At 62.2% G+C, this 24767-nt stretch carries 18 protein-coding genes; all 18 read right to left on the bottom strand.

Annotated elements, in window-relative coordinates; all coding sequences use genetic code 11:
• Complete coding sequence (locus tag HCH03_RS01390; protein ID WP_246599443.1) at positions 1 to 588, bottom strand: hypothetical protein; 588 nt, start codon at positions 586 to 588, stop codon at positions 1 to 3.
• Between the two features lies 1 nt (position 589).
• On the bottom strand, positions 590 to 1363 hold the full coding sequence (locus HCH03_RS01385; protein WP_221688051.1) for a hypothetical protein: 774 nt from the start codon (positions 1361 to 1363) through the stop codon (positions 590 to 592).
• Positions 1360 to 2352, bottom strand: coding sequence for a pilus assembly protein PilM (gene pilM / locus HCH03_RS01380; RefSeq protein WP_221688050.1), 993 nt, complete (start codon positions 2350 to 2352; stop codon positions 1360 to 1362). The genes HCH03_RS01385 and pilM overlap by 4 nt, the downstream gene beginning before the upstream one ends.
• A gap of 218 nt (positions 2353 to 2570) precedes the next feature.
• Positions 2571 to 3482 carry a prepilin peptidase gene (locus tag HCH03_RS01375; RefSeq protein ID WP_246599441.1) on the bottom strand — a complete coding sequence of 304 codons (912 nt, stop codon included), beginning with the start codon at positions 3480 to 3482 and terminating at the stop codon, positions 2571 to 2573.
• 84 nt (positions 3483 to 3566) lie between these two features.
• Complete coding sequence (locus tag HCH03_RS01370) at positions 3567 to 3947, bottom strand: type II secretion system protein (RefSeq protein ID WP_246599561.1); 381 nt, start codon at positions 3945 to 3947, stop codon at positions 3567 to 3569.
• Between the two features lie 116 nt (positions 3948 to 4063).
• Complete coding sequence (locus HCH03_RS01365; RefSeq protein ID WP_221688047.1) at positions 4064 to 5272, bottom strand: type II secretion system F family protein; 1209 nt, start codon at positions 5270 to 5272, stop codon at positions 4064 to 4066.
• Entirely contained in the window at positions 5272 to 6327 is a 1056-nt protein-coding gene (locus HCH03_RS01360; protein ID WP_185904028.1) for a type IV pilus twitching motility protein PilT, read from the bottom strand. Before HCH03_RS01360 ends, HCH03_RS01365 begins: the two co-directional genes overlap by 1 nt.
• Positions 6328 to 6490: 163 nt before the next feature.
• A complete protein-coding gene (locus HCH03_RS01355) occupies positions 6491 to 8191 on the bottom strand; it encodes a GspE/PulE family protein (protein WP_221688046.1) in 1701 nt (566 codons plus the stop codon).
• On the bottom strand, positions 8192 to 8737 hold the full coding sequence (locus HCH03_RS01350; RefSeq protein ID WP_221688045.1) for a hypothetical protein: 546 nt from the start codon (positions 8735 to 8737) through the stop codon (positions 8192 to 8194).
• A 343-nt stretch (positions 8738 to 9080) separates the two neighbouring features.
• On the bottom strand, positions 9081 to 9698 hold the full coding sequence (locus HCH03_RS01345) for a hypothetical protein (RefSeq protein WP_221688044.1): 618 nt from the start codon (positions 9696 to 9698) through the stop codon (positions 9081 to 9083).
• Between the two features lie 41 nt (positions 9699 to 9739).
• Positions 9740 to 13696 carry a type II secretion system protein gene (locus HCH03_RS01340; RefSeq protein ID WP_221688043.1) on the bottom strand — a complete coding sequence of 1319 codons (3957 nt, stop codon included), beginning with the start codon at positions 13694 to 13696 and terminating at the stop codon, positions 9740 to 9742.
• A gap of 216 nt (positions 13697 to 13912) precedes the next feature.
• Entirely contained in the window at positions 13913 to 15220 is a 1308-nt protein-coding gene (locus HCH03_RS01335; protein ID WP_221688042.1) for a coproporphyrinogen III oxidase family protein, read from the bottom strand.
• A 175-nt stretch (positions 15221 to 15395) separates the two neighbouring features.
• Entirely contained in the window at positions 15396 to 16685 is a 1290-nt protein-coding gene (gene purD / locus HCH03_RS01330) for a phosphoribosylamine--glycine ligase (protein ID WP_221688041.1), read from the bottom strand.
• Positions 16686 to 16697: 12 nt separating this feature from the next.
• A complete protein-coding gene (locus HCH03_RS01325) occupies positions 16698 to 18014 on the bottom strand; it encodes an adenylosuccinate synthase (RefSeq protein WP_221688040.1) in 1317 nt (438 codons plus the stop codon).
• A 175-nt stretch (positions 18015 to 18189) separates the two neighbouring features.
• Complete coding sequence (locus HCH03_RS01320) at positions 18190 to 19587, bottom strand: ATP-binding protein (RefSeq protein WP_221688039.1); 1398 nt, start codon at positions 19585 to 19587, stop codon at positions 18190 to 18192.
• Between the two features lie 117 nt (positions 19588 to 19704).
• A complete protein-coding gene (locus HCH03_RS01315) occupies positions 19705 to 21918 on the bottom strand; it encodes an ATP-binding protein (protein ID WP_221688038.1) in 2214 nt (737 codons plus the stop codon).
• Positions 21915 to 23198, bottom strand: a complete 1284-nt coding sequence (locus tag HCH03_RS01310; RefSeq protein WP_221688037.1) for a metallophosphoesterase family protein — start codon at positions 23196 to 23198, stop codon at positions 21915 to 21917. The genes HCH03_RS01315 and HCH03_RS01310 overlap by 4 nt, the downstream gene beginning before the upstream one ends.
• 39 nt (positions 23199 to 23237) lie before the next feature.
• Entirely contained in the window at positions 23238 to 24650 is a 1413-nt protein-coding gene (gene dnaB, locus HCH03_RS01305) for a replicative DNA helicase (RefSeq protein WP_221688036.1), read from the bottom strand.
• Positions 24651 to 24767 lie beyond the last annotated feature (117 nt).

Here is a 24767-nt window from a genome sequence, read left to right as displayed (position 1 = left end):
TTAGGAGGCCTTGCCCTCCGCCAATCCGCTGAGGTTCGTGGCGCCCCGCGTCGTTTCGAAATAGGTGACGTCGAGCGTGGCGTTCACGCTTTCGATGCTGCCGTCGGCGAGCATCTTGCCGGTGAGGGTGAAGTCGGTTATGTCGCAGCGATACGAACCGTTCTGAAGCGACTGCACGATATTGAGCGCCGCATCGTAGCTCGGCACGGTGTACGTGATGGTGACGGGGCGGCGCACCAGCTCGCCCTCGAGCTCGGGCTGGCCGAACTTCACGTCGTAGGTGCCCACGCCCGCGAGCAGCGCGTTCAGCTCGTCGAGCTCGTTGCGAATGTTGTCGTACGTGGCCACCACGGGAAGCTTGTTCACGTCGCCGAGCTTCTCCAGCTCGCCTTCCATGCGCGTGCGCGCCATGGCCAGCGCCGTTTGCGTGTCTATCTGCTGCTGTATCTCCTGCAGCTGCAGATCGTTCTCGAGCTTCGTGTCGGCCACGTTCTTGATGACGAGGAAGTAGTAGCACGCCGCTACGAGCAACACCGCCAACACCAACATGAGCACTTTCTCGCGCGTGGAGAAAGACCGGTTCAACATGCTACGCCGCGCCATTGCCGGCCCCCTCTCCCGCCGCCGTGCCGGACGCTGCGGCCCCGGCTCCGCCGGCAGCCGCTCCGGCCTCCGTATCAAGCGCGTCCTTGAGCGTGACCTCGATGGTCGCCGACGTTCCCGCGTCGTCTTTGCCCTGGGCCGTGGAAACGGTGACGTGCGACACACGGCTGTCGGACTCGAGCCGCTCCACCAAGCGCGACACCTCCGTCAGATCGACGCCCAAACACGTTGCCGTCACGGTGTTGCCCACCACCTTGACCGACGACAGGTACCCCACGGACATGAGGTTCGACCGGATGAGGTCGAGCAGCGCGTTGCGGTCGGCCAGGCTCAGCTCGTCGTCCGTCAGGCCCGTCACCACGTAGCGCGCGTACTTCTCGTTGAGGGTCGCGTAGTTCTCGTTCGCGGCTACCAACTCGTCGAGCTGCGCTTGGGCGGCCGAGACTTGCGCCGAGCTGTCGAGGCCGCTTGCAAGCGGGTCCACCACGGCGAATTTCGCGAACACGCCGATGAGCACGATAACGACCAGGAAAAGGCCCACTTGCACGGCTATGTTGCCCTGGGCAGCTTCCTGCTTGACCAGATTGATGGTCGTTTTGGTGGGATACACGACCTTGCCCCGGCCGCCGCGCGTAGCGCGGCGGCCGGACCCTGGAGCGCCGGAAGGCGCTCCAGGGTCCGGCGCGGCAGCGCCGCTTTCCTTTTTTCGCCCGAACGAGCCGAACGATATGTTCTGGTTGAGATCGACCACAGCGATCACCTGGCCTTCATGGTCGCGCCCACGGCGCCGGGGCATTGCGCGCGCAGATCGTCGTCGCCGCTTGCCTCGGGCATGATGTCGGCGACGGACCGCAGTTCGATGTCGAGATGGGCCGCCACCGCGTTCACCAGCGGTTGCAACGACGACCCGCCGCCGCAGCAGTACGCCACCTCGACGTTGGTGTCGGGGTTGTTGAAGCCGTAGAAGTTGAGCGCGCGCCCTATCTCCACCGCGATGGACTCGTACACTTCGAAGGCCGCGGCGCTTTGCTGCACGCCCTCGTAATCGGCCAGCTTGTAGCCGTTCGCCACGTGCACGTCCACGCCGCGCTCGGCGGCGATGGCCCGGTCGATGTCGGCCCCGCCGATGTCGATGACGCGCGTGACGTCGTACGCGCCGTCCGCGAAGAAGTGCAGCTTGGTTCCCGTGTGCGCGAAGTCGACGACGCAGCAGTTGGCGAGCGCGCGCGGGTTGCCGCCCACGAGGTTCTGGAACGCCGCGGCCGAAGGCGTTGCGATGCGCAGGCGCATGCCGGCGCGACGGAACATCTCCAGGTAGTCGTCCACCGTCTGCTTCATGGTGGCGGCTGCCAGCAGATCCATGCTCTCCGGCACGCCTTCGGAATCGAGGCGCGTGACGAGCACGGCGTAATCGTAGTAGTAGCGGTCCTTGCCCTGGGCGATGTAGTCGCGGAACTCGTAGGGAAGGTTCAGCTCGAGCTCCTTCTCCGTCATGGCGGGAACGGAAAGCCGGCGCACCAGGCAGTCGGCCGACGACAGCACGAGCGCCGCATCCTTCGCAACGCCACCCGTGCGCTTCACCAACGCCTTGATGAAATCGGCCATGGCGTCGAAGCTGACGAGCCGGCCTTCGGCCATCAGCCCCTCCGGCAAAGCCTCGACCACGATGGTTCTAACGGCGTCGCCGTCGCACACCGCCAGCTTCACGCTCGCGTTGCCGATGTCGACCCCCGTGTACGTTTTACCCATGCGGAGAAGTCCTTTCGATCCCGCATTCCCTTTAGGGACAGTTTATATCATTCACCAGCGAATATCGCGCCGTTGTTGCAACAAGATGCCGCACTCATCAAAAGAAGCTCACGTGCGCTTCCGTGCGCTTCCAGTTGGCACCGCACGGGATCCTTCGACTCCGGCGGCTGCGCCGCCTCCGCTCAGGATGACAGGGGAGGGAGACGATAGAACCAACGCTAGAACAGTCCGACGTACCAGGTGAGGACGAAGGGGCCGCCGAGCACCGTGAGCATGGCGGCCGCGGCGATGGCCGGCCCGAAAGGGAAAGCCTTGGCGCCGGGCGAACCGTCGCCCGCGTCTTGCACCTCCGCACCTCCCTGCGGCGAGCGCAGGCGAATCGCTGCGAACACCAGGCCCAGCACGCAGGCCACCAGCAGGTTCAGCAGCGACAGGGCCACGCCGAGGAACAGCCCGACGGCGAACAGCAGCTTCACGTCGCCGCCGCCGAGCGACATTTTGCCCGTGACCGCGTCGAACGCGAGCGAGAACAACAGGATGCCGCCGCCCACCAGCACCGCCCCGGCAAGCCCGTCGAGCAGGCCGGCCAGCCAGCCCGCACCCACCAGCGGAACGAACATGCTTCCCACGCCGAACATCGACACGGCTTCCCCGGAGGTCCCGCCAGCCATGAGCACGTCGACGGCCGCAGAAGACGAGGCGACGCGCGCGCCTTCGGGCACCAAAGGCCAAGCCACGGCCCCTGCGGCCGACGCGGCCATCATGAGCAGCCACACGACGATCGCCGCCAGCACGAAGCCGTTGGGGATGGTGAACGTGTCCAGGTCGACGAGCGACGCCCCCATGAGGATGCAGGCGAGCGCCGCATAAGCCAACCAAGGTACGCCCACACCGTACACGACGAGCAGCGCGACAAACAGCGCGGCCATAACCGTCTCGACCACCACGTAGCGCGGGCTGACGCGCTGCCCGCAGTGCCGACAGCGCCCGCGCAGCGCGAGCCACGACACGATGGGAACGAGATCGAGCACTCCGAGCGCGTGCCCGCAGCTCGTGCAATGGCTGCGACCTTTGAGCACGCTTTCACCGTTGGCAACACGCCAAGCCAGGCAGTTGATGAAGCTGCCCATAACCGCACCGAGCAAAGCGGCGATCCCGATAAGGATCGCCGCTTGCGTGGTGGTGAAGATGTTGAGCGGGAGAGACAAGGTTAGCTACGAAGTCACAGCCTCGACATCTTCAATCTTTACTACTACAGTATAAGTCGGATCGTCGCCAGAAAGCCAATCTTTGATGTTGGCTTCGGTTGTTTCCGTAGTTGAAGCCGACTTCTTCAAATCTGTCAGTTTTCCATGACGGTCAATTTTTGCCTCGTAGTACAGAGGGAACGTCGTTTCATTGTCAGACACCGCTTTGTATCCAGCCGAAGATCGAACTGCACCTAAGTTTGATTGCGCTGTGGCCGTATTTGCGTTGTCCAAAGCCCCAGTAAACACCGGAACAGCCACGGCCACCAACACGAGGATGATCGCCACGACGATCAGCAGTTCGGCCAGCGTGAAGCCGCCCTTTTCCTCTCTCACCCTCTTGATCATTTCCTTCACGATTGCTTTCCTTTCTTTCTCCGACAGCCTCGCGCCGTCGGAACTCGGACCCCTTCACAGTGTGCACGATGATACACCATTTAACACAGCCCCGGTAGCATAACCGCCTACATGTTCGCGTACATAGTGAATAACGGCAGGTAAAGCGCTATGACTATGAACCCCGCGAACAGCGCCATGAGCACCAGCAGCGCGGGCTCCATGAGCGACAGGGCACGGTCGGTCACGCGCTGCGTCTCGTTGTCGTAGAACTCGCCCATAGTGTCCAGCGTGGCCTCCAGCTCGCCGGTCTGCTCGCCCACGGCGCACATCTCCACGAGCGTGCGCGGAAAGTACCGGCACTGCTCCATGCACTCGCCCAGCGTACGGCCTTCCTCCAAACCCGATTCCATGCGTCCCACCTCGCGCGATAGCACGTAGTTGCCCATGACGCGCCCCGTGACCGCCACGGCGCGCGTCATGGGCAGGCCGGCCGCGATGAGCGTGGACATGGTGTTCGCGAACTGGGAGGCGCCGGAGTACTCGCCCACCACGCCCAGCACCGGAATCTTCAGCTTCATCTTGGCGAGCATCGTCTTGCCCGCCTCGGTTTTGCTGTACAGCCGCGCACCCACCACAACGAGCACCAGCACCACCAGCAAGATGAGCCAGTTCGCCGACATCCAGTTGGAAGCGTCAATCAAAAATTGAGTGATGCCCGGCATGTCGGTGCCCAGCGACGACACCATGCCCGCGATGGCGGGTATGACCATGACCATCATCACGGCCACCACCACGACGGCGATGATCAGCACGAAAATGGGGTACGTGAGCGCGCTGGCCACCTTCGCGCCCACCTTCGCGCGCTTGTCGTAGTACTTGTGCAGGCGCGTGAAGCTCTCGGGCAGATGCCCGCTCTCCTCGCCGGCGCGCACGGTTTCCACGAGCACGCGCGGCAGCTCGGGGCCCTTGTTCTCGAAGCTGTCGGCCAGTCCGTGCCCGCTCGCCACGTCAGTGGCGACCTCGGCCAGTATCTGGTGCAGGTACTTGTCGGTGGTTTGGTCGGCCACCAGCGAAACGGCGCGGGCGATGGAGAGCCCCGCCTGCAGAATGATGGCGAACTGCGAGCACATGATGGCAAGCTGCTTCGGCTTGGCGCGCGGCTTCGTTATGTTCATGTTGAGCAGGTTCTTGCCCTCACGCACCTCCTTGACGCTCTGCACGATGCGGCACAGGTCGCGCGCCTGTTCCATGGCCTCGATCTCGTCGTAGGCCTCCACGACGCCGGTGATCTTCTCGCCCGCGTCGGACAGTCCGGTGTAGGTGAAAGTGGGCATTAGCGAACGTTCTTTCTCACGTAGTCGAGGTCGTGGGCCGCCTCGAGCGCCGTTTGCGCGTCGATGGCGCGGTTGCGGTACAGGTTCAGCAGCGCGTTGTCCATGGTGACGCTGCCCGCTGCGGCCGACGTGGCCAGCGAGCTTTGGATCTGCGGCGTTTTCCCTTCGCGGATGAGGTTGCGTATGGCGGGCGTCACCATCATGAGCTCGCACGCCAGCGCACGGCCCTGGCCGTCGCGGCTGGGCAGCAGCTGCTGGGACAGCACCGCCACCAATGTGGTGGATATCTGCATGCGGATCTGGCGCTGCAGCCCCTCGGGGAACACGTCCACCATGCGGTCGATGGAGTCGGCGGCGCTCTTCGTGTGCAGCGTGGCCAGCACGAAGTGCCCCGTCTCGGCGGCGGTGAGCGCCGTTTGGATGGTGTCGAGGTCGCGCATCTCGCCGATGAGGATGATGTCGGGGTCTTCGCGCAGCACGGCGCGCAGAGCGTTGTGGTAGCTTTCCGTGTCCTGGCCGATCTCGCGCTGGGAGATGATGGAGCGATCCGGCGTGTAGATGTACTCGATGGGGTCTTCCATGGTGATGATGTTCTCGGCGCGCGTGTGGTTGATGGTGTCGATGAGCGCGGCGAGCGTGGTCGATTTGCCGCTGCCCGTTTCGCCCGTCACCACCACGATGCCGCGCTGGATCTTCGGGAAGTCCATGACGGCGGGGGGCAGGCCGAGCGACTCGAGCGGCGGGATGACGTCGGACAGCAGGCGCAGGGCGGCGCTCACGTGGCCCTGCTGACGGAACAGGTTGACGCGCACGCGCACGCCGGCGATGGTGTCGGCGCGGTCGAGCTCGCCGCTGCGTTCGATGTGGGCGTAATCTTGGCCGGCCAGATCGCGCGCCAAATGCTCGCACGCCTCGTGCGTGAGCGGCGCGTCGCCGTCGATGCCCGCGTTCACCAAATGCCCGTTCACGCGGAACTTCACCGGCAAGCCGCACACCAGGTGCACGTCGGAGGCGTTCGCATCGTGCGCATGGGAGATGAGTTGTTCGATGTTCATATTGCGGTCCTTCTTCTTCGAGAGATCCTTCGACTCGCTTCGCTCGCTCAGGATGACAACCAGGGGTATTTCTCTGCCTTGAAGGCAACCCAGAGCGCTTCGCTTGCTCACTGCCTGTCATCCTGAGCGGAGCGCGTAGCGCGGAGTCGAAGGATCTCGCCTTTTACTCCAGCGCCGTTATGGTCTTGCGGGCCTCCTCGACGGTGGTCACGCCGTGCAGCACGAGTTCGCGGCAGCTGTCGCCCATCGTGTGGTACGACCCCGATTGCTCGATGGCGGTTTGCAGCTCCTCGCGCGTGGCGCCGCCTGTGATGCGGGCGCGCAGCGCGCGGTCGAGCACCAGGATCTCGAACACGCCCGTGCGGCCGCGGTAGCCGGTGCCGAAGCACATGGGGCAACCTTCGCCGCGGTAGAACTTCGCGTTCGGATCGTACGCCATGCCGAGCGCCTCGAACTCCTCCGGATCCGGCGCGTACTCCTCGCGGCAGTGCGGGCACACCAGGCGCACCAAGCGCTGGGAGATGATGCCGCGCACGCCGCTGGCGATGAGGTAGGGCTCCACGCCGATGTCGATAAGGCGGTCGATGGTGGAGGCCGCGTCGAACGTGTGCACGGTCGAGAGCACCAAGTGGCCGGTGATGGCGGCGCGCATGGCTATCTCGGCCGTCTCGCCGTCGCGGATCTCGCCCACGGCCACGATGTCGGGGTCTTGGCGCAGGATGGCGCGCAGGCCGCTGGCGAACGTCATGCCCGTCTTCTCGTTGATCTGCACCTGGTTCGCCCCGTCGATGTTGTACTCCACGGGGTCTTCCAGCGTGACAAGGTTCACCGAGTCGTCGTTCAGCTCGCGGATCATCGTGTACATGGTGGAGCTTTTGCCCGACCCGGTGGGGCCCACGATGAGCACCATACCGTTGTTCGCGTGGATGAGGCGGTTGTACTTCTCCAGGTTGCCGCCCGCGAGGCCGATGCCCTTGGGGTCGAACAGCGACTCGTTCTTGTCGAGCAGGCGGATGACCACCGTCTCGCCGTGGATGGTGGGCAGCGTGTTGATGCGCAGGTCGATGTCCTGTTTCTTCAGGCGGATGTTCGCGCGGCCGTCCTGCGGCACGCGGCGCTCCGACGTGTTCATGCCGCCCATGATCTTCAGACGCGAGATAACGGACGCCTGCAGCTCTTTCGGCACGGTGAGGATGGTGCGCAGCACGCCGTCGATGCGCATACGCACATGCAGGTCCAGCTCGCGCGGCTCCAGGTGGATGTCGCTGGCGCGCTCGGTGGCGGCGCGCTCGATGATGCTGTTCACCAGACGAACCGTGGGGGCGGATTGCGCATCGGCGTCGTCGCCCAGCGTGGAGGTTTGGAACGACCCCGCGTCATCGGTTCCAGCAGCGCGGGCGTCGCGCTTCATCTCCTCGATGGCGCGGGCGGCGCCCTCGTTGCCGTAGAGCGTCATGATGGCGCGCATGACCGAATCGCTCGTGGCCACCATGGGAACGACGCGCTTGCGCGTGGCGTTTTTCACCGCTTCGATGGCCATGAAGTTGAGCGGGTCGCTCATGGCTAGGTACACGTCTTCGGGCGTGGTGCGCACCGGCACGACGTTGTACTGGCGCGCCACGTTCTTCGAGACGACGCGGCTCATTTCGGGGTCGAGGTCGATCTGCGAGAGGTCGACGAACTCGATGCCGAGCTGCATCTGCAGTGCCTCGATGAGCTCGGCTTCCGTGATGACCCCTTCGGCGATGAGCTCGTCGCCGAGGCGCCGCTTCGATTCCTTCTGTTGCGCGAGCGCATGCCCCAGCTGCTCATCGGTGATGAGCCCCGCATCGGTCAGCACGTCTCCCAAGCGCTTGTATGCCATTTACGATCCTATCCTTTTCACGGTCATCGTGGTGGTGTTTGAACCGGAAACGGCCGTGCCGTCTACGGTGATGGTGAACGTCCATGTTTTACTCGTCTGCGTGTAGGTGACGTTGCTTATTTTCGGGACGAGGTTGCCTGAGGCGGGCACGATGAGGGATGGCGCGGGCGTGGCGCCGCCTGTGGGGCCAGCGTACTTGAGCACGATGCCGCGATCCGAATCGCTGCCGTCAACGAGCTGCACCAGCGTGTTGGTGGTGCGGCTGACGAACGGCGGGTCGTTGTAGGGCACGGCAGCGCTGTCATCCTCGAACGTCGCGAACGCCAGCTCGTCGCTGACAACCTCCACGGCTTGGGAAAGCACGTGGTCGGCCTGTGTTTGCTCCGTGATGCCCAGGTAAGCCGACATAGCCGCGCCGATTCCCGCCGCCACCATAATGCCGAGCAACCCTATGAAGATGACGCTGACCAGCTGCTCCGCCAACATGAAGCCACGGTTGTCACGTAGCTTCGCCGCAAGGCGACATAGGAAACCGTGCGTACTCACGAGTTGCCGCCTCCCCCCGTCGAAGGCTCGTAGCGCATAAAGCCGCCATCGACGTATACATCGAGCGCGACAGAGAATGAGTTCCCAAGTCCGCCTCCGGATATGGAGAGGGTCCCTGCGCTCGTGCGATCCGACATCGCCGCCAAGCCGCTCTCAGATCTGTACGAGCTATCGATTGCAGCTTTGCTTGTCGTGGATGCGCTCACGGCTACCATAACCATCGTCGCAAGGGCAGCCGCTCCCAACGCAGCAATGAGCAAAGCTGCCAGAGCCTCCACCAGCGTGTCGCCACGAACGTTGGCAAAAAACCGGCGCAGACAGCGAAGGGTGTTCCAACGGCCCATCATTTTCCACCGTCTTTCGCCAGTGCTTCGGTTTTCGTGATAACCGGAGCATCCCACTCGATTTTCTTCAATGCGCCTTGGAAGTCATAGGTGGGAATGCACTGCAGGAACACCGTGAGGTTGTATTCGGTATCAGGCGCCATATGTGAATCGGTGGACAATTCGACCGAGACGTTGAAGTCAGAATCGATGGACACAACCCCATACATTGTTTGAAACCCACTGACGTCGCCCGACTTGAATGTGAAGGGATCGTCACGTCCTATTACAAGCGGATCGCCAGTACGCGACTTGTATACGCTCCATGCGTCCGAAGCATATTTATCCCATAGAGCTTTGGCGAAGTCCGATCCCGTTACCGAAGCTGACGGAGTTTTGGTCTGATCGTTAGACGCGTAGGTCCATGTCACCGAAGCTTTCCCCAACTGATCCGCCCAAACGCTCGCAGCAGAGCTTACCGCATATTCCTGCCGCTGCGCCGTCGTATGAGTCTGCGCCGCCTTGGCCTGCACCGATGCCGCCGTCAGCACCACCGATCCAATGATGGCGCAAATGAGGAAGAACACCAACGCGATGATGATAGATGCGCCTGAGGTGTTACGGAGCTTGGCCGTCACTGTCCTACGCAAGCAATTTAAATCATGCAAGCAAGCACGCCTCATGAGCGTCCACCGATGTCGTTTTCCACCGATTGGTAGGGTTCGGGGTCTTCTCCATAACGATAAGTAATGCTTTCAGGATACCCATTTCCCGAAATTGGATCTCCTGTACCATAATACGTGCCCACGTATCTACCGAAGTAGGCTGTGACCTCTTTGCCAGTCTGCACAGGGCCGCTCATTGAAACCCGACGAGCATAGCAGTTGATTATTTTCGACGTATCTTGGCTGTCGTCCGCAATGCCCACCACGCCTCCGAACGACAGCATCCCCGATCCCGGTTTAGGAGCGGTAGAAATCGTCAGGGTGACGTCAGACGCAACCAGTATGGGAATCCCCTCGCTTGAGCTGATAGTCGAATCCGACATGCGACCGGCCAATGCACCTATGCAAGGTATTTTGATCCAATTGCTGTTCGCCGAAAGCTTCAAATCCAAATTGTCAACAGAAGAATCTCGGATGACCGAGGAAACGACTTCGCCCGCCAAACCCCCAACGCATGCCGGTCCACTGTTATAAGAAGATGCCATCGAAACAGTTGCTCCGGAGCCCTGGACTTGGCAACGCTCTATCTCGCAGTTTTCCGTATAGCCCACAAGCATGCCAACCGAAAACCCGATACTCGCGGCCATTGACCATTCACCAGGACTTTCCTTGATAATCACATTGCTGAGCCTGCAAGGTTTTTCTTTCGACGCACCCACTGCACACGTAAAGAGTCCCCACGCTATCGTGTTCGTATCCTGCATTCTGATACCCGCTCCACCGGCGAGAAAACGACTGTGGAGGTTCAAGATATAGAATCCCTGCCCATCGTACGATCCCCTGAATGTCCATTCGTATTTGTTTGCCAAGCTGGCCGTTGTTACAGCCATATCAATGTCATTCGTTTGCTTGAAGCAAGCGTTCTGATATGCAGCTTGTACCGAATTACCCTGTTCGTTCCAGGGAAGGGCTCCTGGGAATTGCATGCCATGGCGCACGATCCACGGCGATTGCTCCGTACCCCAATCCGAAGGAGAATCGACCGACTCGTCGCCCTTTTTGACAACGGCTGCAGCAAAATTGAGGTTGAAAGTGTAGGTTTCCTCTTGATCTCCGCATCGATAGGTCACTGTACGGGATTCACGGCGCATTGGGCTATAGCCGTTCACAGAGGCCGACGAATAACCTCCGATTCTATATAGATCATAGCCGGCACCATCGCCGACAAGATCGACGTTTTCATGCTGCTTCTGCAATGATCGTTCCTGATAGTCGTTTGCATTTACCGTGGTAGGCACCTGGCCATGAGAAACCACAACGTAATAGCCAAAGGAGGCAATTTCAACGCCGTATTTTGTTAGCTTGTTGCCTTCAAATTCGCCCTGACTGTTGCTTATGTAACCCGCCCATCCTACGAGATTACCACCATCACCAAATTCTGCGTAAATGAGTCCTACACCCACTTTTACGTACTGCGCCTTCAAGACGACGGGGCCAAAGGCGAGGATATTGTCGTAGTCGCTCACTTTGGCACCAGCCGGAATAGAGAGAGTTTTTTCGCCATTGTTGTAGGTGTACGCACTCTCAACTTTCCAGCCGGTGAAAATATAACCCTCTTTCGTCGGGCCAGGCGCGATAGTGGCGTAGGCGGCATCGTCTTGCGCGGTATAGGGAACGTACTGATCCTGCTGTTTGAAATCAGCCAGCCGGTTGCCATCTTCGTCACAGTAGCAGAGAACACGATAGAACAGGTAATCGCGTTCAGTAGGTATCTCGAAGTCAGCGGAGCCCGACTTCGTTAGAGCGAAGTTGTTGTCCGGTCCTAAACGCGAATCTCGCACAAACGCTGCCGGCTGATTAGCGAAGCTTCCGCCTGTCTGCTTTTCGAAAAGCCAGAGCACGGCACTCGGCAAAGCGGTATACAGGGAATTGCCGCTGTACGATCCGTCACCCCAAGCGATAGCCGGCGTTGCCGAATAGTAAATACGCAGATCGCCCGACGCCGGGAAGGCTTTGCCGGCAATCGACGACATTTCCGATTCGCCTTGATAGCTTGTCGCACTCCAGCTTGCCACCGTCGAGGGCGCCCCGAACTCGTTTTCGAACGCCATGCGGATGCCCTTGCCATGGTTCTGGCCACGACAACCCGTACGACCAACTTTCACGCCGTTCTGGCTGTCCCAGGAAAGCTCGCCTGCTATAGCTTTCGTTTCCGCTTCGGAAGAGAAGAACTTTTGCACCTCTTCCAGGTTGGGCGTGGTTCGCAGATAGACGCCATACCCTTCGTCGTCGGGGTTTTCTATGGACTCGTAGAGCTTCTCAACATCTATGGTCACCGAGGTTACATTGGTGGTGACGTTCCCTCCGTCAAGCCCTATCACGCAGTTTTTGAACGTATCGGCCGCGTCGCTTTCTTCCCATACCCATGCATTCTTGCTCAGGTACCCCACACGTTCGCGTTCATCACCGCGACTGACCCACATTTCATAGATTTGATACTGGTGAGTCGTACCGGCCGCGATGATCGTACCGTCATCGGCCGTAAGGGGCTTGGTTGAATACGACCCCACGGTCGCTTTAACGTTGGCTTTCTGTTCATAGGCCTTGGCGAGACGGACCCACCCGCCGGAATACGCCTGGCGAGTGGCTTCAATGTTCTCGTTTTTTATGACATCGTTTGCCTTTACGGCGAATGTTTCACTGTCGGGTTGGATTTCGATACCGGTAACAATATCCGCTCCGCTCGCTGCAACCATTTTTACTTCCGGCGCATTGTAGGTCCCCTCGATGTGTTTGGCCGTCGCATGATCTTCATTTTTTACGGAATCTAATGCGGGGTTCGTTATATACAGCGACAGCTTCGCCACTTTCCCCGGCCATTGTATGTACGCGCGCGCCGTCACCGGAATGCTGGGAGAAACAGAGAAAACGCGGGCGTTCGTCTCAATGTCATTGCCGGCCTCGAACTGATCGATCACCATTGCGAGCTCGACTGCATCAGCTTTTTCATCAATCGCTTTCTTGAGCTCGTTGAGGTCGATAGCAAACACGTCGCCAGAAGGAGTGGCTGCGTCGGGTGTGGTAGTGGATGAGGTTGCGACATCTTTTGAAACAAGCTTGTATATTATCTTCCCTGAATTAGAGATAAGCAGCCCGTCCGAACCGTCGTTTTTGCTCACCACGCATGATTGGGCCGTTTCATCCAATCCTGATATCTTGAATGCAACGCTTGAATCGTCCTTTTTGGAGATGGTTGCTTCGAGCGCTGTATTCATTTTCTTATTGTCGCCGAGCAGGTTGGCGTTCTGAATGCATAGTATCCCCTCTTCGCTCACCCATATGACGGGTTTCTTCAGGGCAACCTCGTTGGTGGCATTAGCGGGGGTTCCCTCGTAGTAGCCGATCATAGGGCTGTGGTTCATGCGCGTTGTTTGATCGGTGGAGGCGCCTTCGTTCTCGTAGTAGATCTGCGCTGCGGTCGTGCCGCCTTGCGGCGACGAGCCGAAAAAACCCGTCTTGCCATCGGTGTAATAGACGGCCACTACCGAAGCGGTCGACTTCTTGAACACGATGACATAATCGCCGTTGCGAACGCCGTCGTCGATGGAGAGCGAAGGGATGATGTCGTTGTCGCGCGCGCCCTCCACCGCCGCAGTTCCCGACCCCGAGCTGGATGCCACCATGTACCGTATATCCTCATCGGTCGCATTTTTGGCAGCAGGATAGACGTTCTTGCCGTCGTCGTTCTCTACGAGCGCCAGCCACGAGCCCGCCACCTTCTTGGCGGTCATCTGGGTTTGGGCGGCGTTGGCTATGGATTCAGCGGCGTTGTTGAGTTCGAGCATGCGCATGTTGTTCTGCGCGGTGATGATCGAGGGGATTGCCAGAGCGGCGAGGACGAGGATGATGGCAATCACGATCAAAAGCTCGGCGAGCGTGAAACCAGCGTTATGCTTTGTGCGGGCTATCATACGTGAAATATCGACCCCTTCTCGTCATGTTGCCCCGAGTCGTACATTCCAGTATCTCGCAGCGATTGAGACCAAGCCACCCTCAAAAGGTATTTGACCACATCTTATAATAAAAAACCACCCCTCTGTCCTTTTATTCCCAGGTAGAAGGGTGATCTTTTCGATTCGCATTTATGGGTGGCAACGCGTTTGCGGAGGCGGTTTAAACCTTTCGCACTAGCCGAAGATCAGCTCGCGTTCCTCGCCCACTAGGGCGGCGCGGGCTTGGTCGCGTAGGTTGTTAACGCCGATGAAGAACTGGCGCATCATCACCACCATGAGGTAGCGGCCCTTCGGCGTGAGCGTGAGCTCATCGCGCGTGTCGCGGTCGAAGGCGCCGGACGCCTTCATGAAGGCCATCTCCACGGGCAAGCCGGCCTCCACCGTGCAGCCGAAATCGTGCTCGAACTGGCGCTTGTCCAGACGCAGGCCGAACAGCTGCATCATGAAGCGGTAGCGCATACGATCGCGCTTGCTGAACGTGGTCTTGCCCATGAGCGACATGCGGTTCTGCGCGATGGCGGCGTTGTAGTCGTTGACGGAGAACGTGTTCACGTACAGGTTTTCGCCCAGATACGTGATGCCGCCGGATCCGATGGCGGGATACTCCTCGTAGTCCACCACGTACTCGTCGATCATGGCGTCCGCGCCCGCGGCTTCGGTGCCGCGCTTGTTGTAGGTCCAGGCGCTGCCGTGGTCGAACAGCGGGTCGGTGCCGCCGGCCAGCAGCTCGTCGATGATCTGGTAGTACGTCTGCTCGCGGGCGTAGTCCACGCGGCCCACGGTGCGAGCGAGCTGGCGCGCGACGCTCGGGCTGGCCATGAGCGGGTAGAACGTGGTCTGGCTCGTGCCGCTTTCCACCACGCGCTCGATGTCGTTGATGAGGATGTCCTCGGTCTGCGCGGGGAAGTTGAATATCATGTCCACGTTGAGCGACGTGAAGTAGGGGCTGGCCTCGCCGATGCGCTCGAGGATCTCCGCGCCGCTGCCGTATTTGTCGTAGCGGTCCATCTGCTTGAGCAGGCCGTCGTCGAAGCTCTGCACGCCCACGCTCAGGCGCTGCACGCGGCCCTGCAGCTTGTCCAGATAGCTGGGAATGAGGTGGTTCGGGTTCGTCTCGCTCGACACTTCCTTGATGGAGAACGTCTCCTTGGCCAGGTCGATGGTGTCGCACAGCTCGTCGATCATAATGGTGGGCGTGCCGCCGCCCACGTACAGGCTCTCGAAGTCGTAGCCCAGATCTTTCAGCATCATCATCTCTTTGCGCATGCTGGCGAAATACGGCACGGCGCGCTCCTCCGCGAACGGGAAGCGGTTGAACGAACAGTACGGGCACAGGCGCTCGCAGAACGGCACGTGCATGTACAGCATGTACTTCTGCCCCGGCTTCGGCGCGGGAACCCGCACGTCGTCGGTGGGTTGGAGCTTCAGGTAGTTCTTCGTGCACTGCCGTACCACGGCGGTGAGCATGCGTTCGGATAACATAGACTCCTCTGTCCAAAAAAACGTCAGCGAGGGTTCGCGTGGTGCCCGAGATCGCTTCGTTTCGCGGCCGAGCGTGCTCCGCACGCGAGGGCAAGCGAAAAAGGAGCGAGATCGAGTGCCACGCGAAGCCGCAGCGTCGACACCTTGCGCCGCTCGGCAGAGCGGCGCAACACTATTAGTTCCAGGCTTCGCGGCCGGCGGCGGCTTTCTTGCCGATGTCGGTGCGGTACTGCTTGCCTTCGAAGTTGATGAGGTTGCACGCTTCGTAGGCCTTCTCGCGCGCGTCGTCGAACGAGTCGCCCAGCGCCACCACGTTGAGCACGCGGCCGCCGGCCGTGACCAGCTCGCCGTCGGCGTTGCGGGCCGTGCCGGCGTGGAACACCGTCACGCCGCCCAGCTCCTCGGCCTCTTCGATGCCCAGGATGACCTTGCCCTTCTCGTACGCGCCGGGATAGCCCTCGCTGGCCAGCACCACGCACACGGCCCACTGCTCGCTCCAGCGCAGGTCGATGTCGTCGGGGCGGCCTTCGGCCACGGCCAGCACGATGTCCACCAGGTCGGCCTCCAAGCGTGGCAGCACCACCTGCGTCTCGGGGTCGCCGAAGCGCGCGTTGAACTCCAGCACCTTCGGACCCTCGGGCGTGAGCATGAAGCCGCCGTACAGCACGCCGCGGTAATCGTAGTCGAACTCGCTCGCCGTGGCGGCGGCGGAGCGCTCCATGATGTCGTGCATGGCCGCCAGCTCGTCGGCCGTGACGATGGGCACCGGCGAGTACACGCCCATGCCGCCCGTGTTCGGGCCGCGGTCGCCGTCGAAGGCGCGCTTGTGGTCCTGTGACGTGGCCATGCAGTGCGCCTTGCCGTTGCTCACGAAGGCCAACATGGAGCACTCGGGGCCGGTGAGGCATTCCTCGATGACCACGGTGGAGCCGGCCTCGCCGAACGCGCCGTCGAAGCAGGAGCGCACGGCCTCTTCCGCCGTCTCCCGATCCTCGGCCACGATGACGCCCTTGCCCGCCGCCAAGCCGTCGGCCTTCACCACCACGGGGATGTCCATCGCCGCCAGGTAGCCCAACGCCTCTTCGAGGTCGTCGAAGCTGCCGTAACGCGCGGTGGGAATGCCGTGGGCGTCCATGAAGCGCTTGCTGAACGTCTTGCTGCCCTCGAGACGGGCTCCCTGCGCGTCGGGGCCGAACACGGCGATGCCCGCTTCGCGCAACTCGTCGGCCACGCCGGCGACGAGCGGCGCCTCGGGGCCGATCACCACGAGGTCGATGTCGTGCTCCTCGGCGAACGCGAGCACGGCGCGACCGTCCTCCACCGCCAGGTCGGGCACGTTGCGGGCGACGTCGGCCGTGCCGCCGTTGCCCGGAGCCACGTAGAGCTTGTCCGTGCGCGGGGATTTCGCAAGCGCCCATGCGATGGCATGTTCGCGGCCGCCGCCGCCCAAGACCAAGATGTTCACAATCGTTCCTTTCTATCTGTCCCAACCGCGCATGATGGTTTGGTCGCGGTCGGGGCCCACGGCGATGATGCTCACGGGCACGCCGGTGATCTTCTCCAGGTACCCCACGTAGCGCTGCGCGTTCTCGGGCAGATCCTCGAACGTGCGGCACTCCGAGATGTCGACGTCCTTCCAGCCGGGCAGTTCCTCGTACACGGGCTTCGCGTGGAACAGCACGCTCTGCTGCATGGGGAAGTAGTCGTACACCTTGCCCTCGTACTCGTAGGCCGTGCACACCTTGATGGTGTCGAACGCCGAGAGCACGTCGAGCTTCGTGAGCGCCACGTCGGTGAGGCCGTTGACCTCGGCCGCGTAGCGCGCGATGACCGCATCGAACCAGCCGCAACGGCGCTTGCGTCCCGTGGTCACGCCGTATTCGTGGCCCACCTTGCACAGAAGCTCGCCGACCTCGGCTTCCTCGCCGGTGCCGCCGTCTTCGGGAAAGCGCTGCTCCGTGGGGAACGGGCCCTCACCCACGCGCGTGATGTAGGCCTTCTGGATGCCCAGCACGCGGTCGAACGCCTTCGGGCCCACGCCGGTGCCGATGGCCGCGCCGCCCGCGCTGCACGACGACGACGTGACGTAGGGGTACGTGCCGTGGTCGATGTCGAGCATCGTGGCTTGGGCGCCTTCGAACAGGATGCTCTTGCCGCTGCGCAGCGCCTCGTTCAGCAGGCGCGTGGTGTCGTCCATGTACGGCTTGAGGATGCGCGCGTAGGGCAGGTACTCCTCGCAAATCTCCTCCACGGTGTAAGTGTGCAGGCCGTAGATCTTCTCGAGAATGGGGTTCTTCTGGGCCAGCGCCGTTTCCACCTTCAGGCGAAAAATCTTCTCGTCCAGAAGATCCTGCACGCGGATGCCCTTGCGGGCGGCCTTGTCCTGGTAGCACGGGCCGATGCCGCGCTTCGTGGTGCCTATCTTGTTCTCGCCCAGGCGCTTTTCGTCGGCGCCGTCGAAATCCTTGTGGTACGGCATGATGATGTGCGCGTTGCACGAGATCTTCAGGCGCTTGCAGGAAACGCCCTCCGCCTCGAGCAGGGCCATCTCCTTCACCAGCACGCCGGGGTCGATGACCACGCCGTTGCCGATGACGGGCACCGCGTTCTCGTACATGACGCCGGAGGGCATGAGGTGCAGGGCCAGCTTCTTGTCGCCGTGGATGACCGTGTGGCCGGCGTTGTTGCCGCCTTGGTAGCGCGCGACGTAATCGTACTCGCGTGCGATCAGGTCGGTGATCTTGCCTTTGCCTTCGTCTCCCCATTGGGCGCCGACGAGTACCGTGCTGGGCATATCGCTTCCTTTCGGGACGATGCAGGTTTTCCTACCGCAAATAAAATATTATATGGCAAAACGAGCTCAAGAGCCCTCCTTCACATGAGAAAGATAAGGAACACGGGACGGTGGTCAGGGGCCGCTCACGCGAAACTCGCCTTTCAAGCAGGAGCCGCAAGGAAACGGACACAGCTTAGATAAGGATCACCCACTTCTCCCCTGTCTTGCCCTCCACGAGGCCAGCTTTCTTCAAGCTCATAATATGGTTGCCTACCGCGCTGCGCGACACATTAAGTTCGTCCGCTATTTCCTGCTGCGTAGATTCCGGGCGAGCGATTATCATGTCGAACACCGCACGCTGCCTCTTTGTCAGAGTCAGCAGTTTCCGTGTCAGGTCATTGTCAGGTTTTAACTGTTCCTTTTCGCTTGAAAAACTCACCTCATCAGCAAATACATGTGTCAGGTCATTGTCAGGTTTTTGATCTGGCAAAGCTGACTCCAGCATCACCATCACTCCATCGGCATCCAGCTCGTATGAAGCCATGGGAATGCCGTCGGCCTCGCACGCTCGCCGTATCTTCTCAATACCCCGGCCCCACGACTCGATGAACCCCGCCCGGTAGAACACTTGGGCGATAAGCGGATTATAGGGTTCCGATTTGTGCTTCGAGAGAAGCCTCTCCACCGTAAGGTCTCTCGGCAACACAGCTTGGTTGGCGACGTACAGCCTATCAGGATACACGCTTATCTGAATGGGAACCATACGCGCCCAGTTGCAATGCACGAGCGCGTTGTAAATCATCTCGCGCACGGCGTCGATAGGGAACGGGTACGACTCGACCCTCGTCACCCCCTCGTAAGCGATGGGCGCAACCATGTACTTGGTGTACAAGAGGTCGATCACTTTCTCGGCCTGCTCGATCAGCGATCCGTGCACCTCATCTTGGTACAGGATATCCGCATCGTTCGCGAAGCGCCCTACCTTCGTGTAGCAGAGGGGAAGCCATCGTTCGGGAGCATGGTGAAACAGGAGGATGCCGGCACGAGTGATTTGTCCGCTAACTATGAGGCCGAGCTTTTCCAGCATCTCTCCATCGGTGCAGTCAAAATCATCTTCCTTCATGCGCCCGCTTTTGAGGGCACGCTCCTTGAATATGTCGAACGAGTCGTGTCTGAAGTCGGAAACGGAAGCTCCTTGCACGGAAACCGACTCCCATGACATGCCGGTTTTCTCGAAGATGAAGCGGGTAAGCTCGTTGCCAGAAAGCTGCTGCTTGGTGGCTCCGGTACGAACATGGTACTTGCCCCGATAGTTGACTGGATAGGAGCTAGGGCTCACATCGATCCGAATGTATTCGCGTCCGTCTTTTTCGGCATGAAGCGACACGTCGCACACAACACCCAGCCAGCTTCTTATCTTGTTGGGAATATCCTCCATCAAACGTTTTGAGTCCGCTAGTCCAACCGTGACACCGCGGTCGTTCTTCCCAATGTAGAGAGAGCCTCCTTCGGCATTGGCGAATCCGCATACCCATTCCAAGTATTCGTCGCGCCAGCTCTGCTTCCATTCGATGTTCTGGCTTTCAGGCATGAACCCTCCCCTCGTTTCGCTCGTGCGCTGCCACAGCCATCCATCTTGCCTTCAGGTAGAATATTTCAATCTCAAGGCAAGACGCCATTTCGCATGTTGGCTTCTCCCGCTGCTCCCTTACAGTTCCACCACGTTCAGCGCTGGATCGACCGAGCGCATGGACTCTACTATTTCTTCATGGCACGTGAACAGGATCACCTGCCGCGTGCGGGACAGCTCGGCCAGCGCGCGAGCGGCGCCCAGGCGGCGTCGGGCGTCGAAGTTCACCAGTATGTCGTCGGCCAGGATGGGCACGGAGCGGCCCACGTTCTCGGCCGTCATGAGCAGCGCGATGCGCAGCGCCAGGTAGAGCTGCTGGCACGTGCCCAGCGACAGATGCACCGGCTCGCGCTCGGTTTTCACGGAGTCGGTCACCTGCAGGCGGCCTTCCGGCGTCATGGCCACCTTGACCCAGCGGCCGTCGGTCATGAGCGAGAGCAGGCGGCTGGCCTGGCGGTACACCTCGGGCTGGCTCTTGCTCTCCCATGCCCCGATGGCGGCCTCCAGCATGCGGCGCGCCAGCAGCAGGCGGGCGTAATCCTGCGCGCTCTCGTCTTGGCGCGTGCGCACCTGCTGGTAGCGCAGCTTGATCTCGTCGAAGCTGTGCGCGCGCTTGGCCTGGGAAAGCTCCTGCTTCAGCTCGCCGTAGCGGCGGTTCAGGTTCTCGCTCGTTTCCAGAAGGCCCGCGCGCTGCCTGGTTTTCTGGTCGATGGCGGCGTCGATGCCGGCCACGGTGGCGTCCTCGTGCAACCCGGCGCGCTCGATGAGGCGGGCGCGCTGGCGCTCGACGTCGGCCAGGTTGTCCTCCACGGCCGAAAGGCGCGATGCCAAGGCCTGCTGGCGCTGCTGGAACAGCCCGGCCTCGGCGCGGGCGTCCTTCGCCTCGGACAGGAGCGACCGGGCGCTGCGAAGGGACCCCTGCGCGGCGGCCAAACCGGACGCGTCCAGCTGCGCGCGGATGCGCGCGGAGAGCTGCTGCTGGGCCGCAAGGCACGTTTCGAGCTTCTTCTTGTCCTGCAGCATGACCCACTGCGCGTCCTGCTTGCGGGCCTCCAGGGCCTCGGCGGCCTTGTCGGGGCGGAACAGCATGACCAGCGCGGCGGCGGCCAGCATGAGGGCGAACACCACCAAGCCTATGCCGAGCGCCGTGAACGACAGGCTGTTTATCTCGCGACCGTGCATGAACAAGGGCACGCCAGCCGCCACGAACACGAAGGGCAGCGCGATGGAAAGCCCCACCTGCACGCTGCGCTGGCTGCGGCGCTTCTCGTTCGCCTCCTGCGCGTCGTCGGTTTCGAGCAACGCCTCGTAGGCGGCGGTGGACGTGGCGCAGTTCTCTTTGGCCAGGTCCACGCTGTGCGCGCATTTTGCCTGCTCCTCGGCCAGAGCGTCGATGCGGTCGCGCAGCGCGCGCTCGTCGGCGGCTCCCAGCGACACGAGCGCGGGGTCGGATATCTGCTCGCGCACGCGATGCTCGGCGGCGAGGGCCGCCTCGTCCTCGCGCAGCTCGTCGCGCTGGCGGTGCAGGGTCTCGCGCTGGGAGTCGAGCTTCTCCAAGGTGGCGCGTTGCGCCGTCAGCTGCTCGATGGACGTGTTGAGCGCGTCCAGCCGGGCCAGCAGCTGCGCGCGCTGCGGGGCGAGCTCGTGGAACTCCTTGTCCTGGCCCTTGTAGCGCTCGGCCTCCTCCGCCGCGGCGGTCATCTGGGCGCGCAACTCGTCTTGCTCGGCGGCCAGGCGCACGATGGAATGCTCGATGCCGGCGGCCTTCGACGTGTACTCGGCCAGGCGCGCCTGCACCTCGGCGAGCGCGTGGGCGGGGCTCGCGCCCGTGCCCGATCCGGCTGTGAGCAGCTTCGCGGTGACGTCGGTGGTGTTGCGCAGCGACCTCAGCTCGTCGCTCGTGAGCGAGAACATGGTCTGGAACGTTTCCCGGTCGATGTCGTCCACCAGCCCGGCGGGGCCCTGCAGGCCGTCGACGTTCTTCACGCGCGAGAGCACGAGCTCGGCGTCGGGGTCGTCGGCGTCTCCCTCGGCCGGGCGGGGCGCGAAGAACAGGGAGCCGGCGCGCTCGGCGTTCTTCGGCTTGTAGGTGTTGCGCACGCCGCGCGCCTCTTCCCAGCCGAACAGCACGCCGCCTGCGAACGAGGCGAGCGTGGACTTGCCGGCTTCGTTCTCGCCGAACACCACGTTGAGGTGCGGGGTGAAGGGGCCCACCACCTTGTCGGTGAAGGCGCCGAAGCTCGTGATATTGATGCGTTTGAGAAACGGCGCGCCGCCGCGTTCGGCCGTCATTCCTCGCCCCTGTTCAACAGGTCGAGCACCAGGTTCTCGGCGTCTTCGGCCAGCTCGTCGATGCGCCGCGTGTAGGCGCTGGGAAGCTGGATGTTCCGGCGCAGGAACTCCTCTTGGATGAAGGCGACCTCGTCGTCGCGATCGGCGCGCATGGCGTCGGCCACCTGCAAGAACACGGCGGGGAACAGGCCTTCGCGGCGCAGGGCCTCCACGTCGCGCGGGCGCAGCGTGGCATCGACGAGCGCGTCGCAGAAAAACGACGGGTAGCCGTCGTTGATGTGCTTGCGCAGGTCCTCCAGCACGCCGGGGCGCGCGAGCACCGCATGAAGCGGCGTGGTGCCCGTGAGCGTTACGCGCACGCACATCTCCTCGCAGTGGGCCTTGCCGTTCACGCGGAACAGCTCGCGCATGATCTTGTCCGTGACGTCGGCCACGTTCGCGCAGTCGGCCACGTCCACGTCCATGCGCTGCCACACCACGCTGGCCGTGGGAACGAACTCGAGCGCAGGACGGACGTCCTCCTCCAGCGTGACGACGAAGCACCCGCGCTCGCCCGTCTCCTTGATGTCGCGGCCCTGGATGCATCCCGAGAACACCAGGCGCGGATCGTCGAAGGAGGGGTGGGCGTACTTCATATGTATGTGGCCGAGCGCCCAGTAGTCCATGCCCGCGCGCATGAGCGCGGCCGGGTTCGTAGGAGCCTTGACCGGATCGAGGTCGAGCCCCGTGTGCAGAAGTCCCACGCAGAAAGGCGCCTGGGCGGCGTCGGGCACGGTGTCGGCGAGCGCCGCCTCGGCCGCCGCGCGGGTCACGCCCGCCGCTATGTCCTCGTCGGCCGGCCATGTTTGGTTGTAGTAGCCGCGCCCGCCGATGAGGGCGAGCGTCTCGCCGTCTTTGCGGTAGGCCGCGAAGCCCGGCTTGTCGGCGGGAAGCATGACGGTGTTCGGAGGGAACGCGAAGAAATCGCGGCTCCACGACGTGAAGGGATCGTGGTTGCCCGTACATAGATATGCGGGAATGCCCGCCTTGTCCAGGCGGCGCAGGCCCTCGAAAAAGTGCAGGTAATCGCCATAGGACGCGCGAGCGTCATCGAAGATGTCGCCCGCGATGACCACGAAGTCCACGCCGCGGTTCACGGCGGCGTCGATCACGCGGTCGTACGCCTCGGGAATGGCGGTGAGCAACCGGTTCGCCCAGGCTTCCGACAAGGCGCGCAGACCGCGAAACGGCGCGCCGAGATGGAGGTCGGCCGCATGGATGAATGTGATTCGCTTGCGCATGCGTACCAGTGTAGCGCGTGAGGGCCCCGCCCGGGCCGGCTAGTAGCCGCCCGCGCGCGAATCGTCGATGAAATCCATGAAGCGCGTGTACTCCGGGTTGAACGCCAGCGGTATGTCGCGGGTGGGACCGTTGCGGTGCTTGGCCACGATGAGCTCGGCCTGACCGAGGTCCGGGCGGTCTTCGCTTTCGGCCTCGGTTTCGTCCATGCTTCGGTCGATGAACATGACGATGTCGGCGTCCTGTTCGATGGAGCCCGATTCGCGCAGGTCGGAGAGCATCGGACGCTTCTTGCCGCGCATCTCCACGGCACGCGAGAGCTGCGACAGCGCGATGACGGGCATGTCCATTTCCTTCGCCAACACTTTCAAACCTCGGGATATCTCGCCGACCTCCACGGCGCGGTTGCCGTCGCGGCGCGTGGAGGGCGGCTGCATGAGCTGCAGGTAGTCCACGATGATGAGGCCCTTGCCCTCGGCGCGGCGCAGCTCGCGGCGCGCCTTGGCGCGCGCCTCGAGGATGGACAGGCCCGGCGAATCGTCGATGTACAGCTCCAGCTTCGACAGCGTGTTCGAGGCGTCGGCGATGGCGCCCCAGTCGCCCTCGGAGATGAAGCCCGCGCGAATCTTCGACAGGCTCACGCGCGCCTCGGCGCACAGGATACGCTGGACCAGCTGGCCCGCGCTCATTTCCAGGGAGAAGAAGGCCACGGCCGCTCCGGACTTCGCGGCGTTCACGGCCAGGTTCAGCGCGAACGACGTCTTGCCCACGCCGGGACGGGCGGCCAAGATGACCAGGTCGCCGCCGCGGAAGCCGTGGAACAGGTCGTCGGCGTCCTTGAAGCCCGTGGGCACGCCGGCCATGTGGTTCTGCTGCTCGGCGAGCTTCGTTATCTCCTCGAACGCGTCGGTGAGCAGGGTGTCCATCTTCGCGAACGTGGACGACACGCGCTTCTCGGTGACGTTGAACAGCGTTTTCTCCGCGTCCTCCACCACCTCGTCCAGGTTGTCGGGCGCGTCGTAGGCCAGCGCGTTGATGGACGCGGCGGCGTAGATGAGCTCGCGCAGGATGGCGGTGCGCTTCACGATTTCGGCATGGTTCTGCCAGTTCGTGAGCGCGAACGTGTTGTCGGCCAGGTCCACCAGGTAGGGCTTTCCGCCCACGGCCTCCAATTGGCCGGTGGCGTTCAGGTTGTCGGCCAGCGATATCTGGTCGATGGGGATGCGGCGCGTGTTCAGCTCGCAGATAGCCTCGAAGATGATGCGGTGCGCCGGGCGGTAGAACGACTCCGGCTTCAGCTTCAAGATGAGCTCTTCCACGGCCTCGGCGTTGAGCATGCAGGCCGCGAGCACGGATTTCTCGGCTTCGATGTTCTGCGGCATCGGCTTGTTCCGAGGCGCCGACCCGTCGTTGAAATCGGTGCTTCCTGCGGGGGCTTGGTTCGCTGCCGGCATAATGGCTCTTCGCACTCCTTCGTGGTTGCTTTCAACATGCACGCCGTCCCGTGCGGCGCCAGCCGTGACGTTTCCGCTAACGCCGCACGGGATCCTTCGACTCCGGCCTACGGCCTC

The organism is Gordonibacter massiliensis (ex Traore et al. 2017) (genome assembly GCF_019731765.1).
GTDB classification, from domain to species: domain Bacteria; phylum Actinomycetota; class Coriobacteriia; order Coriobacteriales; family Eggerthellaceae; genus Gordonibacter; species Gordonibacter massiliensis.
This window is presented reverse-complemented; position numbering and strand designations above follow the sequence as displayed.

Excerpts from the sequence above, each read along its gene's own strand:
- HCH03_RS01375 (WP_246599441.1), bottom strand. The coding sequence starts at position 3,482 with ATGGGCAGCTTCATCAACTGCCTGGCTTGGCGTGTTGCCAACGGTGAA.
- pilM (WP_221688050.1), bottom strand. The coding sequence starts at position 2,352 with ATGGGTAAAACGTACACGGGGGTCGACATCGGCAACGCGAGCGTGAAG.
- HCH03_RS01365 (WP_221688047.1), bottom strand. The coding sequence starts at position 5,272 with ATGCCCACTTTCACCTACACCGGACTGTCCGACGCGGGCGAGAAGATC.
- dnaB (WP_221688036.1), bottom strand. The coding sequence starts at position 24,650 with ATGCCGGCAGCGAACCAAGCCCCCGCAGGAAGCACCGATTTCAACGAC.
- HCH03_RS01310 (WP_221688037.1), bottom strand. The coding sequence starts at position 23,198 with ATGCGCAAGCGAATCACATTCATCCATGCGGCCGACCTCCATCTCGGC.
- HCH03_RS01390 (WP_246599443.1), bottom strand. The coding sequence starts at position 588 with ATGTTGAACCGGTCTTTCTCCACGCGCGAGAAAGTGCTCATGTTGGTG.
- HCH03_RS01340 (WP_221688043.1), bottom strand. The coding sequence starts at position 13,696 with ATGATAGCCCGCACAAAGCATAACGCTGGTTTCACGCTCGCCGAGCTT.
- HCH03_RS01320 (WP_221688039.1), bottom strand. The coding sequence starts at position 19,587 with ATGCCTGAAAGCCAGAACATCGAATGGAAGCAGAGCTGGCGCGACGAA.
- HCH03_RS01335 (WP_221688042.1), bottom strand. The coding sequence starts at position 15,220 with ATGTTATCCGAACGCATGCTCACCGCCGTGGTACGGCAGTGCACGAAG.
- HCH03_RS01370 (WP_246599561.1), bottom strand. The coding sequence starts at position 3,947 with ATGATCAAGAGGGTGAGAGAGGAAAAGGGCGGCTTCACGCTGGCCGAA.
- HCH03_RS01355 (WP_221688046.1), bottom strand. The coding sequence starts at position 8,191 with ATGGCATACAAGCGCTTGGGAGACGTGCTGACCGATGCGGGGCTCATC.
- HCH03_RS01325 (WP_221688040.1), bottom strand. The coding sequence starts at position 18,014 with ATGCCCAGCACGGTACTCGTCGGCGCCCAATGGGGAGACGAAGGCAAA.
- HCH03_RS01360 (WP_185904028.1), bottom strand. The coding sequence starts at position 6,327 with ATGAACATCGAACAACTCATCTCCCATGCGCACGATGCGAACGCCTCC.
- HCH03_RS01315 (WP_221688038.1), bottom strand. The coding sequence starts at position 21,918 with ATGACGGCCGAACGCGGCGGCGCGCCGTTTCTCAAACGCATCAATATC.